This window comes from Rhizobium sp. CRRU65 (assembly GCF_048551595.1).
GTDB classification, from domain to species: Bacteria; Pseudomonadota; Alphaproteobacteria; order Rhizobiales; family Rhizobiaceae; genus Rhizobium; species Rhizobium leguminosarum_J.
Genome location: NZ_JBLYZH010000002.1, coordinates 298474 through 312417 on the forward strand (window position 1 = coordinate 298474; position 13944 = coordinate 312417).

The following is a 13944-nucleotide window of genomic DNA, read 5'->3' on the forward strand; positions in this document are numbered from 1 at the left end:
GGAAGCGTCCCCTAGCATAGGGCAGGCGACGAGGCCAGCAAGCCGGCCTCAGATCATCCGCATGAAATGATCCTGCTCGAATTCGACGATGTCGTCCTGCGGCACGGCCGAACGGCGGCGGATGTCCTCTACCTCGTCGGGCCTCAGCCGGGCCTTCGGGTCGTCGAAGCGGACCTCGGGATCGGGTACGGCCGAGAGCAGCAGACGGGTATAGGGATGCAGCGGATTGTCGATCACCTTGGCGACGTTGCCCCATTCGACGATCTGGCCGGCATACATCACGGCGATGTCCTCGGCGACATAACGGGCGGTGGCGATATCATGGGTGATGTAGAGCAGGCCGAGATTCATCTCCTGCTTCATCTCGTTCAACAGGTTCAGCACACCGAGGCGCACCGAGACGTCAAGCATCGAGGTCGGCTCGTCGGCGACGATCACCTCCGGCTTGACGGCCAAGGCACGAGCGATGTTGACGCGCTGGCGCTGACCGCCGGAGAGCTCGTGCGGATATTTCGGCGCGACGAGATCGGGATCGAGCCTGACGCGTTGAAGCAGTTCGCGGACCGCAACGTCGATCTCGGCCCCCTTGATCTCCGGGCGGTGCAGCTTCAGCGGCCGCCGGAGATGATGGGCGATGGTGTGGGCGGGGTTCAGCGAGGCGAAGGGGTCCTGGAAGATCATCTGCACCGAGCGGCGGTAGCGGGCGATCTCGGCGGATTTGGCGGCCTCGACAGGGCGGCCCTTGTAGAGAACCTGGCCCGATGTCGGCAGATATTCGCGCATCGCCATGCGGGCGCAGGTGGTCTTGCCGCTGCCGGATTCACCGACCAGCGCCAGTGCCCGGCCGGCATGCAGCGAAAACGAGATGGCGCGCGCCGCATGCACGGCCGCGGAGCCGTGACCGAAGGTCTTCGTCACCTGGTCGAGTGCGAGAATGGCGTCCGTCATAACAGCACTCCTCCATGCAGCGAGGGGAAGGAGGCCCAGAGCTTCTTCGTGTAGTCATGCCTGGGCGTCCTGTAGATCGCCTCGGCCGTGTTCTGCTCCACCAGTTGGCCTGCGAGCATGATGCCGATACGGTCGCAGAATTGCACCATCAGCCCGAGATCATGGGTGATGAACAGCACGGAAAAGCCGAAGCTGCGGCGCAGTTCGTTGATGCGCTGCAGGATTTCGCGCTGGACGACGACGTCGAGCGCTGTCGTCGGTTCGTCCATGACGACGAGCTTCGGATCGAGCGCCATGCAGATGGCGATGACGATACGTTGGCGCATGCCGCCGGAAAACTGGTGCGGATAGTCGCGCATGCGATCCGGCGCGATATCGACGAGTGTCAGCATCTCGGCGGTGCGGTCGCGGGCTGCAGCACGGCTCATGCCCTTGTGGGTGCGCAGCATGTCGTAGAACTGCGTCTCGATGCGCAGCACCGGGTTCAGCGAGTTCATGGCGCTCTGGAACACCATCGCAACCTCGCGCCAGCGAAACGCGCTGAGCGCCTGGCGGTCGAGGCCGAGCACGTCGCGGCCGTCGAGCAGGATGCGGCTCTCTTTGCGGATCAGCGCCGGCGGCTTGTGCAGGCGGCTGATGGCAAAAGCGATGGTGCTCTTGCCGCAGCCGGATTCGCCGGCAAGGCCGAAGACCTCGCCGGGCGCGACATCGAAGCTGACGTCGTCGACGGCGCGGAAATCCTTCTCCTCGCCGATATAATCGATGGTGAGGTTCCTCACCGAAAGCAGCGGCTGCGTCACAGGCGGCCCTCCCCTGTTCGAACGAGCAGGGACCAGCGCTTCAGGTGATTGCCGGTGCGCAGCCGCGGATTGGCGATCTCGTCGACGGCGAAGTTCAAGAGCGACATGCCGATACCGAGGAAGGCGAGCGCGAAGCACGGGGTGAGAATATCCCACCAGGCGCCGACCGAAAGGGCCGAAGCCTTCTGCGCATTGTAGAGCATGGTGCCCCAGGAGATCGCTCTCGGATCGCCGAGGCCGAGGAACTCGAGCGTCGCTTCGGTGATGATCGCGAAGATGACGCTGCCGATGAAATTGATGCCGACGATTGAAATCACGTTGGGAAAGATCTCGAATGTCATGATGCGCCATTGCGGCTCACCCATCATCTCGGCCGATTTGACGAAATCCTTCTGCTTGACGGAGAGCGTTTCGGCGCGGGTGACGCGTGCACCCCATGCCCAGGAGGTGGCGCCGAGGATGAGGGCGATGACGAGGGGGCTTGCCTGGCCGATGAAAGCGGCGAGCACGAGCAGCAGCGGTAGGTTCGGAACGACCAGCACCATATTGGTGAAGAAGCTGATGATCTCGTCGGTCTTGCCGCCGCGATAGCCGGAGATGATGCCGAGTGCGGTGCCGACGAGCGTGATCAGCAGGCCGGCGCCGAAGCCGACGGCAAGCGAAGTGCGGGCGCCGTAGATCAGTCGGGCAAAGACATCCTGGCCGATGCGGGTGGTGCCGAGGATATGATCGAGCGACGGCGACTGGTGCGGTCGTCCGGTGCGGGCGGCGGGATCGTAGTGTGTCAGCAGCGGTGCTGCGATCGCGACGAGGACGATGAAGGCGATGATGGCAAGCCCGATCAGCGCCTTGCGATTTCGAAGCAGGGTCTTCATCTCACGCTCCCTTCAGCCGCGGGTCAAGCAGCACATAGCTGACGTCGACGATAAAATTGGCGATCAGCATGGTCGCGGTCATGATGAGGAGCTGGCCCTGGATGACGGGATAGTCGCGGGCGAGGATCGCCTGGTATAGAATATTGCCAAGGCCGGGATAGTTATAGACCACTTCCGTTACCAGGGAGCCGCCGAGGATGGTGCCGATGGCGATGGCAAGGCTGGAGACGGTCGGCAGCAGGGCGTTGCGCGCCGCGTACCATAGCATCACATGCCGGTCGGAAAGGCCCTTGGCGCGGGCCATGATGATATAATCCTCGCCGAGCAGGTTGATCATGTTGTTGCGCATGGTGACGGTGAAGCCGCCGATCAGCACGGTGCAGAGCGTCACCATCGGCAGGATGCCGTGATAGGCGAGGCTGCCGATATATTGCAGGCTGAAGGCCGGATCGAGCGATGGGTCGGCGGCATAACCGTTCGGAAACCAGCCGAGCGTGAAGCCGAAAATGAAGAGCACGATCAGCGAGGTGACGACGGCCGGCACCGAGGTGGCGAAGATCGCGCCGACGGAGACGATGACATCGAACGTGCTGCCGCGGCGCCAGGCGGCGACGATGCCGAGAAAGGTGCCGAGCGCGAAGCTGACAATCGTCGCCGTGCCCATCAGGCCGACGGTCCAGACGAGTGCATGGCCGAGCACCGAGGTGACCGGCAGCGGAAAATACTTGATCGAGCGGCCGAGATCGCCGGTGAAGATGCTGCCGAGATAGGTGAGGTATTGTTGCCAGAGCGGACCGTCGACGAAGCCGAAGGTAAGCTTCAGCGCCTGCAGGCTTTCCGGCGGCAATTCGGTGCCGGCGCTGGAAAACATGATCTGCACGGGATCGCCCGGCATCAGCCGCGGCAGGAAGAAATTGATTGTCGCTGCCGCGATGAAGGCTGCCATGTAGAAGACGAGGCGGCGAAGCAGGAAAGCCATGGGAACTCCGTCGTGACGGAAGCGGCGCTTTACGCCGCTCCCGAGGATTGCGATGCTTACTTCACCGGCTCGAGGGCCAGCAGGTTCAGCAGGCGTGCCGGATTGGTCCGCGAGATCGACGGATTGACGAAGGGGTTTTCCTTGGTCGACCAGCCGGTGAAGCGCTTGGTGTTGTACTGATACCAGTTCGGATTGTTGAACACCGGAATGACAGGCATGTTTTCGGCGACGATGCGTTGCGCCTTGTTCATCGCGTCCTTCTGCTTGGCAAGGTCGGCGGTATGGGTGAACTCGGTGACGAGTTTCTCGACCTCCGGGTTGAACCAGCGCTGCGCGGTGAAGCGGGTCTTGCCCTTATCCGAAGCACTGAAAGCGCGCTTGTAGGGGTAATAGGGCGAGGCCGATGCCGGCAGGCTGTTGATCGCCGCATCGAAGGTGCCGTTGATGAGGTTGCCGGTCCAGACTGCTTCCTCCGGCGTTTCGATCTTGGCGTCGATGCCGACCGCCTGCATGCCCTCGACCGCGAGGTTGACGGTGTCGATCCAGTCCGTCCAGGCGCTGGGGACGATGATCGAGAAGGAGATCTTGGTGCCGTCGGGATTGTCGCGGAAGCCGTCGCCGTCCTTGTCGTTGTAGCCCGCCTCGTCGAGCAAGGCCTTGGCAGCATCGGCATCATAGGTCGCGAACTTGCCGAAGTCGGCCTTGACGGACGGGTCCGCCCAGCTCTTGTAAAGCTCGCCCATCAGGCCGGGGTCTTCGTTCAGCGTCGGATAGCCGTAGCCTGCGACGTCGATCATCGTCTTGCGGTCGAGTGCCATCGAGACGGCACGGCGGAACTTCAGGTCGTTGAAGGCCTTCTTGTTGTTCTCGTTCGCCGTTTCCAGGTTGAACAGGAAGGCGACCATGCTGCTTGGCGAATACCAGTAGTGGAAATGCGCCGGATCCTTGGAAACATAGACATTGTCGATATCGGGAATGAAGGAGACGCCCCAGTCGAGCGTGCCGTCGGCCGTTGCCGTCAGCATCTGATTGTTGTCGGCAAGCTGCGGGAAGCGCATGCAATCGACCTTCAGGTGCTCGTTGTCCCAGTAATTCGGGTTGCGACACTGGTCGTAGGTCTGGCCGGTGAAGCGCGGCACTTCCGTCAGCGGGCCGCTGCCAACAGGGGTCTCGTTGGCGAAGGTCACCGGATCAGCGACGTCCTTCCACACATGTTCCGGAACGATCGGCAATTGCGAGATCTGCTCGGCCGCAAGCGAGCTCGGATTGGCGAGCGTGAAGCGCACCGTCTGGCCGTCGACGGCCTTGATATCGGTGATGAAGGTCCAGATGCTGACGAAGTCGAGCGCCGGAAATTTCTTCAGGTAATCATAGGTGAACTTGACGTCGGCTGCGGTCAGCGGCTTACCGTCCGACCATTTCAGGTTCGGGCGCAGCTTGAAATCGATGCTCTTCAGGTCGTCGGAGAGCTTGAAGCTTTCGGCCAGGCGATAGACCGGCTTGTTGCTGTCGAAGCGATTGAAGACGACCAGCGGCTCGTAGATGAAGTCGAGCGTGGACTGGCGCGACGAGGTCTGGTTGAACGGATTGAAGTTGCGGACCCAGGTCGTCGCCGGTTCGATATTCACTGTGAGGATCGTTTGCGCCATGGCAGATCCCGAAAGCAGCGTTAGTGCGGCGGCGGCAAGAAGATATTTTTTCATGTCTTATTCCCCTTTTCTTATGCGGTGAGAGATGAGGTGCCGGTCAGGAGACCAACGCGCTTGCAAACATGTCTTCGACTTCCGCATGGGCGGCGCGGACATCGATCTTGAGATTGCCGAGGCGGGCCTTGCCGGCGGCGATGCGCTTGAGGGCGGCTTCCGTCAGCGGGCGGGCGGCCTTGGCGGCGGCTTCGCTTTCCGGAATGTCGCCGTGGCTGTGGAGCGCAATGTCGTAACCTGCGTCGAGCACCTGTTTGACGCGTTCCGGCAGGGTGCCGGAGAGCGACTGCATGAAGATGCAGTCGGAAATCAGCACGCCCTCATAGCCCATGTCGTTGCGGATCACGTCGTGCATAACAGGCGAGACCGACGCCGGCAGCTCAGCGTCATAGGCCGAGTAGACGACATGGGCGACCATGGCCCAGGGCGTATCCTTCAGTGCCACGAAGGGCTTGAAGTCGGTGGCGGTGAGCGTCTCACGGCTGGCATTGACGACCGGACGCTCCTTGTGGGAGTCGAGCGTCGCCCGGCCATGGCCGGGAATATGTTTGATGACAGGCATGTTGCCGGTCTCGAGCAGGCCATCGACCACCTCGCGGCCGAGGGCAGCGACGAAATCGGGATCAGGGGCGAAGGAGCGGGCGCCGATGACCGCACTCGTCGTCTCGAAGACGAGGTCGAGAACGGGCGAGCAGCCGCTGGAAAGGCCGAGTTCCGTCATCATCGCGCCCATGGCCTGGGAGGAAAGGCGCAGTGCTTTTTTGCCGAGATCGAAATCGCGGCGTGCAAGTTCGGAAAACTGGCCGAAACTGCGGAAGAGCGGCCAGGGGCCGGCATCGAGATGCTGAACGCGGCCGCCTTCCTGGTCGGTGAAGACAGGCGCGTCGTCGCGGCCGACGGCTTCGCGGAAGCGGTCGATCAGGCGCCTCGTCTGCTCCGGCTCGCGCTGATTGCGCCGGCCGACGAAGAGGCCGAGCGGATTGGTTTCGCGAAAGAGGGCGAATTCATCATCCGAAATAGTGGGATTCGGAAGGCCGACGAAAAGGGCGAGCGGGGTCGAGGACAATTCTGTAACTCCGGGATCAGATGGTCATTTCGGCGTGCTTCTCAGCATGCCTTCGTAGATGCCCTTGTCGGGGGCGGGGATGATGGTTGCACCTGCGGTCCTGGCGTAGAAATCGACCGGGCCGGCATCGCCGATGAAGGCATAGGCGTGGCCGAGCGTCTTCATGGTCTGAAGGCAGGCGGAAAAGAGGGCGAGCCCGATGCCCTTGCCGCGGGCGTCGGGATCGACGCCGGTCGGGCCGAAGAAGCCGCGCGCCGTCGTGTCATAGCAGGCAAAGCCCAGGAGCTTGCCGTTTTCGACTGATATCAGGCAGGCAACGGGCTGGCGGGAGAAGGCGACCGCGACTTCGCTTGCCCAGTTCTCGCTGAACCGTTCGCGAACCCAGCTGACGATAAGATGCAGTTCCGGGGGGAGGGCCGGACGGATGGAGACGCCGACATCGCCGGCTTTGCGTTTCAGGTCGGCGAGCTCAGTGGAATATAGGCTCACAAGCAGGTCTGGCACCCGTCACTCCTCCAGTTATTCCGTTATTGCGGAACATATCCCCTTTTAGTGTCATAGACTTGGCTATCTGGCCGGGCTTGTCAACAAGGTTTTTCAAACGGCCAAAGGCGCGACCCGCCGCCGCCCTCCGCGGTTTCGACGCAAAGTAGGTGCCGGACACAAAAACGGCCCGGGAAGGCCGGGCCGTTGTCGATTGGCGGAATATTGGTGGAACGAGCGCCTATTCGCCGTCTTCCCAAAGCGCATGAAAATGCTGCACCGGGCCGTGGCCGGAGCCGACGCTTAGGTGTCCGGCAGCGGCGACCGCGCCGGCGAGATACTCCTTGGCGATGGCGACGGCCTCTTGCGCCGAGGCGCCCTTGGCGAGCTCGGCCGTCAGGGCGCTGGAGAGCGTACAGCCGGTGCCATGGGTGTTCTTGGTCGGCACGCGCCTGGCTTCGAACCAGTGCAGGCCGGCGGCAGTGGCAAGCACGTCAGGGCTCTCGTCGCTGTCGAGATGGCCGCCCTTGACCAGCACTGCGGCCGGTCCAAGCGCCCGCAAGCGCTCGGCCTGCGCCGCCATCTCCGCCCGGTTTGTCGCGACCGGCTGGTGCAGTAGGGCGGCGGCTTCGGGCAGGTTCGGGGTCAGCAGCGTGGCAAGCGGCAGCAGCCGGCGGGTCAGTACGTCGACCGCTTCGGGCGCGAGCAGAGCGGCTCCACCCTTGGCGATCATGACCGGGTCGATAACGATCGGAATGTCGCGGTGGTCAGTCAGCGCACCGGCAACGGCTTCGGCGATGCCAGCATTGGCGATCATGCCGATCTTGACGGCGTCGACGCGGACATCGGCAAAGACGGCATTGATCTGGTCGGCGACGAATTGCGGCGGCACCAGATGCACGCCGCTGACGCCTTGCGTGTTCTGCGCCGTCAGCGCGGTCAGCACCGCCATGCCGTAGACGCCGCGGGCGGAAAAAGCCTTGAGATCCGCCTGGATGCCGGCGCCGCCGGAGGGATCGGAGCCGGCGATCGAGAGAACGTTGCGGATCATGCGCGGGCCTTTCGGATTTCTGCAGCGATGCGGCGCGTGGCCGCTTCGGGGTCGGGCGTGCCGCAGATGGCGGAGACAACGGCAAGCCCGCTGGCGCCGGCGGCGAACACCTGGGCGACATGATCCGCCTTGAGCCCGCCGATAGCGACGGACGGCACCGGCGAGGCCTTCACCAGCCTTGCAAGGCCGTCAAAGCCGATCGGCTGCTTGTGGTCGGCCTTGGTCGGCGTCGCAAACACTGGCCCGACGCCCGTGTAGTCGACGAGATCAGGGTCGACCGCGTTCGCAAGCGCCTCGCTCTCGACCGACAGGCCAAGGATCATGTCGGGGCCGATCATCGTCCGCGCTCTCATCGCATCCATGTCCTCCTGGCCGATATGCAACCCGTCAGCGCCGATGGCGATGGCCGCCTCGACATCGTCGTTGACGATGAGGAGGGCGCCGGTTCCATCCAATGCCTGTTTCAGGGCGCGGCCGGTCTCGATCATCCCGATGGTGCCGGCATGTTTGACGCGCAGTTGCACCATGGTGGCGCCGCCGGCAATGGCAAGGCGCGCAGTTTCGACCATGCCGATCCCGGCGCAAAGATCGGGGTCGAGGACGAGATAGAGCGAAAGGTCGAAAGCCTTCATGCCGCTGATATCCTTGCCCTGGCGTCAAGCGTTTCGGCGTCGAGCGCGGCCAGCGCATCGAGGAAGCGCCAGGAGAAGGAGCCGGGCCCGGCCGCTCCAAGTGCGGCCTCCTCGCCGGCGATGGCGAAGGTTGCAAGTGCCGCAACCGTCGCGCCGAAGATATCCTCAGGTGCCGTCGCGGCAAAGGCGCCGACGAGGCAGGTGAGCGAGCAGCCGAGCGCTGTGACCTGCGGCATCAAGGCCGATCCGCCTTCGATGCGCACGGCCCGCTCGCCGTCGGTGACGAAATCAACCGCGCCGGTAACGGCAACGACCGCCCGCTGCAGCTCAGCGAGCCATCGCGCCGAACCTTCCGCCTGTTCGACCGGGTCGCGGCTGTCGACGCCCTGGCCGCGGCTCTCTCCGCCGGCCAGCGCTATAATTTCGGAAGCGTTGCCGCGGATGATGGTCGGACGCAGCGCCAGGAGGTCGGCGACGGCGTTACGGCGGAAAGCCGTCGCATAATGCGCGACCGGATCGAGCACCCAGGGTTTGCCGGCGGATGTCGCCGCCTTCGCCGCTGCCTGCATGCCGTCGATCCATTGCGTCGACAGCGTGCCGATATTGATGGTCAGCGCACTGGCGATCCCGGCGAACTCGCCGGCTTCTTCAGCGGCATGCACCATGGCGGGCGAGGCGCCTGATGCAAGCAGAACATTTGCGGCAATGTTCATGGCGACGTAATTGGTGATGCACTGAACGAGCGGCGGCTTCTCGCGCATCGCCTTCAGCATCGCTCCGGGTGTGGTCTTGGTCTGCATATGGCCCCTTTCAGGCGGGGGCGGGCACGGGGCGGTTCGTGCGGGCGATGCCGCGACCCCGAGCGACTCCCTCCGCCGGCATTATCCGGTTCAGGTTCGAAGGGTGCTTCTCAGCCCGTCTGTCGACGGGCGCCCCTGTCTCTCATCGCGCTCTTTTTCGCAGAGAACGGGGCTGATGTCACCCCGAAAATGACAATCCTGCGACCGACGCGGCGCGCGTCTCTTTTACGAAACGCGGTCAGCCGACGAGGCGCTCCTCGTCGACATTTTAGTCAGTCTCAAACCTTCAATCACGCATGCGCTTCCTTGCCGCGATAGACCTCCGGATCGGGGATCGGAACCGCGGCGATCAGCGCGCGGGTGTAGTCATCTCTCGGGTTTTCGAAGATATCCCGCCGTGTGCCGGTTTCGATGATGCGGCCGGCGCGCATGACGGCGACGTTGTGCGACATGCGCTCGACCACCGCCATGTCGTGGGAGATGAAGAGATAGGCGAGCCCCATCGTCTCCTGCAGTTCGAGCAGCAGGTCGAGCACCCGGGCGCGGACCGAGACGTCAAGCGCTGCGACGCTCTCGTCGGCGACGATCAGCTTCGGCTCCAGTGCCAGGGCCCGGGCAATACAGATGCGCTGGCGCTGGCCGCCTGAGAATTCGTGCGGATAGCGCGTCGCCGCATCGGGTGTCAGGCCGACCCGCCGCAGCAGTTCGGCGACGCGGTCCTGCCGTTCGCTGTGGTTGCCGATGCCGTGGATGAGCATCGGTTCGCCGATCGCCTTGCCGACGGCCATGCGCGGATCGAGCGAGGCATAGGGATCCTGGAAGATCATCTGCGCCGAGCGGCGCACGGGCCGCATCTCGCGCTGGCTGAGGCCGGCGATATTGCGGCCGTCGATCAGGACATTGCCCTTGAAGGGGATGAGACCGAGCACGGCCTTGCCCGTCGTCGATTTGCCGGAGCCGCTTTCGCCGACGAGGCCGAGCGTTTCGCCCGGCAGGATATCGATGGAAACGCCTTCGACGGCTGCAACCGGCGGCTTGCCCTTGAAAAACCGGCTTGCGGCACTGCCATAGGTGACGGTGAGGTCGCGCACGTTCAGAACCGGCGTGCGGTCCGGATGCAGCGTCTCGACGGCGCGCTGCGTGATGCGCGGCGGACGGTCGGTGCCGGCAAGCGCGCCGAGCCGCGGGACGGCGGCGAGCAATTGCTGGGTATAGGCCTCCTTCGGTCGTTGGAAGATGGCGAGCGCCGTTCCCTGCTCGACGATCCTGCCATTCTGCATGATGACGACGCGGTCGGCCATTTCGGCGACGACGCCCATGTCATGGGTGATCAGGATGATCGAGGCGCCGAATTCGCGCTTCAACTCGCGCATCAGTCTGAGGATCTGCGCCTGCACGGTGACGTCGAGTGCCGTCGTCGGCTCGTCGGCGATCAGCACCTTCGGCCGGCAGGAGAGCGCCATGGCGATCATCACCCGTTGGCGCATGCCGCCGGACAGCTCGTGCGGATATTGCTTCAGCCGCCGGGCCGGCTCGGTGATCTGCACTGCATCGAGCATCTTCAGCGCCACCGCCTCAGCATTGTTGCTGCCCTGGTGCGCGCGGATTGCCTCGGTCAGCTGGTTGCCGACCGACATGACCGGGTTGAGCGAGGTCATCGGCTCCTGGAACACCATGGCGATATCGCCACCGCGCACGCTGCGCATCGCCCGGTCGGAAAGCGTGAGCAGGTCGCGCTCGCCAAGCAGCACGCTGCCGGAGGCGACCCGCAGCGAGGCTTTCGGCAAGAGCCCCATGATCGACAGCGAGGTGACCGACTTCCCCGAGCCGGATTCGCCGGCGATGCAGAGCGTTTCGCCGCTTGCAAGCTCGAAGCTGACATCCTCGAGCACCGGCTTGCGGCCTTCGGGGGTGCGGGCATCAACGCTCAGATTGCGAAGGCTGAGCACCGGTGCCGCGGCGGGCATGGCTTCGTTCACGAGAACACGATCCTCGGGAAGTAGAAGGAAACCACCCAGTTCGGCTGGTCGACGATCTCGCTGATGCGCAGATCGCCGCAGACGGAGCAGAGCAGATAGGCATCGACGGCGCTCATGCCGTGTTCGGCGCCGAGAAGATCGATCATGCGCATGACGCTTTCGCGCGCCCCGGTCATCAGGTCAGGGCCGATGCCTGTCGTGACCTCGTAACCGGCGCCGTCGAGATGGCGGGTCACCGGTTCGGTCGTGGTGAAGCGCGGCGTCTGCAGCTTGGCGTCCTTGACGAGCTCGATCGTCGCTTCGACGTTCATCTGGCTTTCGATCGCCGTGCCGCAGACTTCGCCATCGCCCTGCGCGGCATGGGTGTCGCCTATCGAAAACAGCGCGCCGTCGACCTCGACGGGCAGGTAGAGCGTCACCCCCGCCGTCAGGTCGCGGATGTCCATGTTGCCGCCGACGCGACGTGGGGGAACGACGGAGTGGGTGCCGGGCTCGGCGGGGGCGACGCCGATCGTGCCGGCAAAGGGCTTCAGCGGCACGCGGCCGCCCGGACCATAAAGAGCGGGCACCATGCTGTTGGCGTCATAAGACCAGACGTGCAGCGCCGGATCCTTGAATTGGTCGGCAAGCAGGCCGAAGCCTGGAATATTGGCCGTCCAACCGACGCCCGACGGAATGAATTTGCGTAGCGTCACCTTCACCGCATCGCCGGGTTTGGCGCCTTCGATATAGACCGGGCCGGAGACCGGGTTGATCTTGCCGAAATCGAGCGCGTTCAGCGTTTCGAGCGTCGCGTCGCTTCCGAGCTGGCCACCCGATGAATCCATGCAATCGAAGTGGATCGTCTCGCCGGGCTTGGCGACGACGGCGGGGGTGAAATCCTTGTTCCAGCCGAAATTATGCTGGGCGCGGTGGATCGTGTGGGTGCAGGCGATGCACATGTCATGTCTCCCTCGATTTTATGACGCCTTCCCGGCCGGGACCGGGAAGGCTTTGTTTCTTCAGGGCTTATTGCTTGACGTAGATCGCGTCGTAATTGATGACGCGGGTCGGATCGATGTAGATATTGTCAGCACCGCCCATGCGCAGCGACTTGGCGACGACGCGGCGTTCGTTGATGACGGGAATCCACGGCGCATCGGCCATGATGTCGGTGAAGATCTTGCCCCAGGCGGCGGTGCGCTCGGCTGCCTTTGCCGGATCGGACATGGAGTCGGCGGCAACGGCGCGCTTGTCGAGATCGCCGTTGCAATACCATGACCAGTTCCAGCCGCCCGGAACCGCGCCGGCGCAGCCGAGGATCGGGCCATAGAAGTTGGACGGATCCGGGAAGTCGGCGATCCAGGCCATGCCGCCCGACCAGATCATCGGCGCTTCGCCTTCCGTGCCGCCGGCCGAGATGACGTTTGCCTGGGCGAGCGCCCGGACTTCGGCCTTGACGCCGACGGCGGCCAGGTCCTGCTGGATTGCCTGGGCGATACGCGGCTGCGGATCGGTGTTGGTGGAGTAAAGCACGGTCTCGAAGCCGTCGGGATAGCCGGCTTCGGCAAGCAGCGCCTTGGCCTTCGCCACGTCATAGGCATAGCCGGTGAAGGCCTTGTCGTAGCCCGGCATCAGCGGCGGCAGCGGCTGGTTGGCAGGCGTTGCGCGGCCGTTGAGGATGCGGGTGATGCGGTCCTTGTTGATCGCCATGTTCAGGGCCTGGCGAACCTTGACGTTGTCGAAAGGCTTCACCTTGGTGTTCAGTGTGATGTAGCCGGTGTGCAGCTGTTCGCCGTCGACGATCATCTGTGCGCCTTCGGCCGAATTCTTGATTTCGAGGAACTTTGCCGGCGGAATGCCGTCGCCGGCAATATCGACCTCGCCCTTCTGCAGGCGCAAGAGCGCCACCAGCGGCTCCTGGCCGACCTCGACCTTGAAGCTGTCGATATAGGGAACCCCCTTGACGAAATAATCCTTGTTGCGCTCGAAAACGAGCTGCTGGCCGATCGTCCAGTCCTTCAGGATGAAGGTGCCGGAGCCGACCGGCTTCTTGCCGAAGTCGCCGGCGGCCGCCTCGACGGCTTCCTTCGGCACGACCGAGGCGAAGTTGATGGCAAGCACGTGCAGGAAGGTGGCGTCTGGGCGCGAGAGGTTGAAGATGACGGTGCTATCGTCAGGCGTATCGATGCCGGAGAGCGTCGTCGTCTTGCCGCCGGTTTCATCCTCGAAGCCCTTGATCGCGCCGAAGAAGCCGGCGCCGGGGCCTTGCGTCTTCGGGTCGACGGCGCGTTCGATCGAATATTTCACGTCGGAGGCGACCACCTCGCGGCCGTTCGAGAACTTCACGCCCTTGTGCAGCTTGAAGGTATAGGTCAAGCCGTCGGGCGAAACGGTGAAGCTTTCGGCAAGCGAGGGAACTGGGTTCGGCGTGCCGGGCGTATAGTCCATCAGGCGGGAATAGAGGCTCTTGATCATCGACCAGTTGACCCAGTCGTAGCCGATCGCCGGGTCGAGCGTGGTGATGTCGTCCTTGTAGGTGACGACGATATCGCCGCCCTGCTTGGGCGTTTCATCAGCCATGACGGACAATGGAGCGAGCGCCACCATCGTTGCCATGGTCGTCTGTTGCAGCCAGCGTTTGAACAT

The 13944-nt window shown here is 63.7% G+C and carries 13 protein-coding genes and 1 riboswitch; all 13 genes read right to left on the minus strand.

Going from position 1 to position 13944, the window contains the following annotated elements; translation table 11 throughout:
- Positions 1 to 48: 48 nt before the first annotated feature.
- The 13 genes from ACM5SV_RS04655 to ACM5SV_RS04715 all read right to left on the minus strand — a co-directional run bounded on the left by ACM5SV_RS04655 (position 49) and on the right by ACM5SV_RS04715 (position 13944).
- Positions 49 to 948, minus strand: a complete 900-nt coding sequence (locus tag ACM5SV_RS04655; protein WP_017996450.1) for an ABC transporter ATP-binding protein — start codon at positions 946 to 948, stop codon at positions 49 to 51.
- Complete coding sequence (locus ACM5SV_RS04660; RefSeq protein WP_017996449.1) at positions 945 to 1748, minus strand: ABC transporter ATP-binding protein; 804 nt, start codon at positions 1746 to 1748, stop codon at positions 945 to 947. Before ACM5SV_RS04660 ends, ACM5SV_RS04655 begins: the two co-directional genes overlap by 4 nt.
- Positions 1745 to 2623 carry an ABC transporter permease gene (locus ACM5SV_RS04665; protein ID WP_017996448.1) on the minus strand — a complete coding sequence of 293 codons (879 nt, stop codon included), beginning with the start codon at positions 2621 to 2623 and terminating at the stop codon, positions 1745 to 1747. Before ACM5SV_RS04665 ends, ACM5SV_RS04660 begins: the two co-directional genes overlap by 4 nt.
- A gap of 1 nt (position 2624) precedes the next feature.
- Entirely contained in the window at positions 2625 to 3602 is a 978-nt protein-coding gene (locus ACM5SV_RS04670) for an ABC transporter permease (protein WP_017996447.1), read from the minus strand.
- 56 nt (positions 3603 to 3658) lie between these two features.
- A complete protein-coding gene (locus ACM5SV_RS04675) occupies positions 3659 to 5305 on the minus strand; it encodes an ABC transporter substrate-binding protein (RefSeq protein WP_017996446.1) in 1647 nt (548 codons plus the stop codon).
- 43 nt (positions 5306 to 5348) lie between these two features.
- Positions 5349 to 6371 carry a glycoside hydrolase family 3 N-terminal domain-containing protein gene (locus ACM5SV_RS04680; RefSeq protein WP_017996445.1) on the minus strand — a complete coding sequence of 341 codons (1023 nt, stop codon included), beginning with the start codon at positions 6369 to 6371 and terminating at the stop codon, positions 5349 to 5351.
- A 24-nt stretch (positions 6372 to 6395) separates the two neighbouring features.
- A complete protein-coding gene (locus ACM5SV_RS04685) occupies positions 6396 to 6875 on the minus strand; it encodes a GNAT family N-acetyltransferase (protein ID WP_017996444.1) in 480 nt (159 codons plus the stop codon).
- Between the two features lie 220 nt (positions 6876 to 7095).
- A complete protein-coding gene (thiD, locus tag ACM5SV_RS04690; RefSeq protein WP_017996443.1) occupies positions 7096 to 7905 on the minus strand; it encodes a bifunctional hydroxymethylpyrimidine kinase/phosphomethylpyrimidine kinase in 810 nt (269 codons plus the stop codon).
- Positions 7902 to 8537: a thiamine phosphate synthase gene (gene thiE / locus ACM5SV_RS04695; RefSeq protein WP_017996442.1), complete on the minus strand. Its 636-nt coding sequence runs from the start codon at positions 8535 to 8537 to the stop codon at positions 7902 to 7904. The genes thiD and thiE overlap by 4 nt, the downstream gene beginning before the upstream one ends.
- On the minus strand, positions 8534 to 9337 hold the full coding sequence (gene thiM, locus ACM5SV_RS04700) for a hydroxyethylthiazole kinase (protein ID WP_017996441.1): 804 nt from the start codon (positions 9335 to 9337) through the stop codon (positions 8534 to 8536). Before thiM ends, thiE begins: the two co-directional genes overlap by 4 nt.
- Before the next feature lie 50 nt (positions 9338 to 9387).
- Positions 9388 to 9484, minus strand: a riboswitch (TPP riboswitch).
- Between the two features lie 143 nt (positions 9485 to 9627).
- Positions 9628 to 11316: an ABC transporter ATP-binding protein gene (locus ACM5SV_RS04705; RefSeq protein ID WP_017996440.1), complete on the minus strand. Its 1689-nt coding sequence runs from the start codon at positions 11314 to 11316 to the stop codon at positions 9628 to 9630.
- Positions 11313 to 12257, minus strand: a complete 945-nt coding sequence (locus ACM5SV_RS04710) for an acetamidase/formamidase family protein (protein WP_017996439.1) — start codon at positions 12255 to 12257, stop codon at positions 11313 to 11315. Before ACM5SV_RS04710 ends, ACM5SV_RS04705 begins: the two co-directional genes overlap by 4 nt.
- Positions 12258 to 12324: 67 nt before the next feature.
- Complete coding sequence (locus ACM5SV_RS04715) at positions 12325 to 13944, minus strand: ABC transporter substrate-binding protein (protein WP_017996438.1); 1620 nt, start codon at positions 13942 to 13944, stop codon at positions 12325 to 12327.

Excerpts from the sequence above, each read along its gene's own strand:
- ACM5SV_RS04655 (WP_017996450.1), bottom strand. The coding sequence starts at position 948 with ATGACGGACGCCATTCTCGCACTCGACCAGGTGACGAAGACCTTCGGT.
- ACM5SV_RS04665 (WP_017996448.1), bottom strand. The coding sequence starts at position 2,623 with ATGAAGACCCTGCTTCGAAATCGCAAGGCGCTGATCGGGCTTGCCATC.
- ACM5SV_RS04670 (WP_017996447.1), bottom strand. The coding sequence starts at position 3,602 with ATGGCTTTCCTGCTTCGCCGCCTCGTCTTCTACATGGCAGCCTTCATC.
- ACM5SV_RS04675 (WP_017996446.1), bottom strand. The coding sequence starts at position 5,305 with ATGAAAAAATATCTTCTTGCCGCCGCCGCACTAACGCTGCTTTCGGGA.
- thiD (WP_017996443.1), bottom strand. The coding sequence starts at position 7,905 with ATGATCCGCAACGTTCTCTCGATCGCCGGCTCCGATCCCTCCGGCGGC.
- thiE (WP_017996442.1), bottom strand. The coding sequence starts at position 8,537 with ATGAAGGCTTTCGACCTTTCGCTCTATCTCGTCCTCGACCCCGATCTT.
- thiM (WP_017996441.1), bottom strand. The coding sequence starts at position 9,337 with ATGCAGACCAAGACCACACCCGGAGCGATGCTGAAGGCGATGCGCGAG.
- ACM5SV_RS04710 (WP_017996439.1), bottom strand. The coding sequence starts at position 12,257 with ATGTGCATCGCCTGCACCCACACGATCCACCGCGCCCAGCATAATTTC.
- ACM5SV_RS04715 (WP_017996438.1), bottom strand. The coding sequence starts at position 13,944 with ATGTTCAAACGCTGGCTGCAACAGACGACCATGGCAACGATGGTGGCG.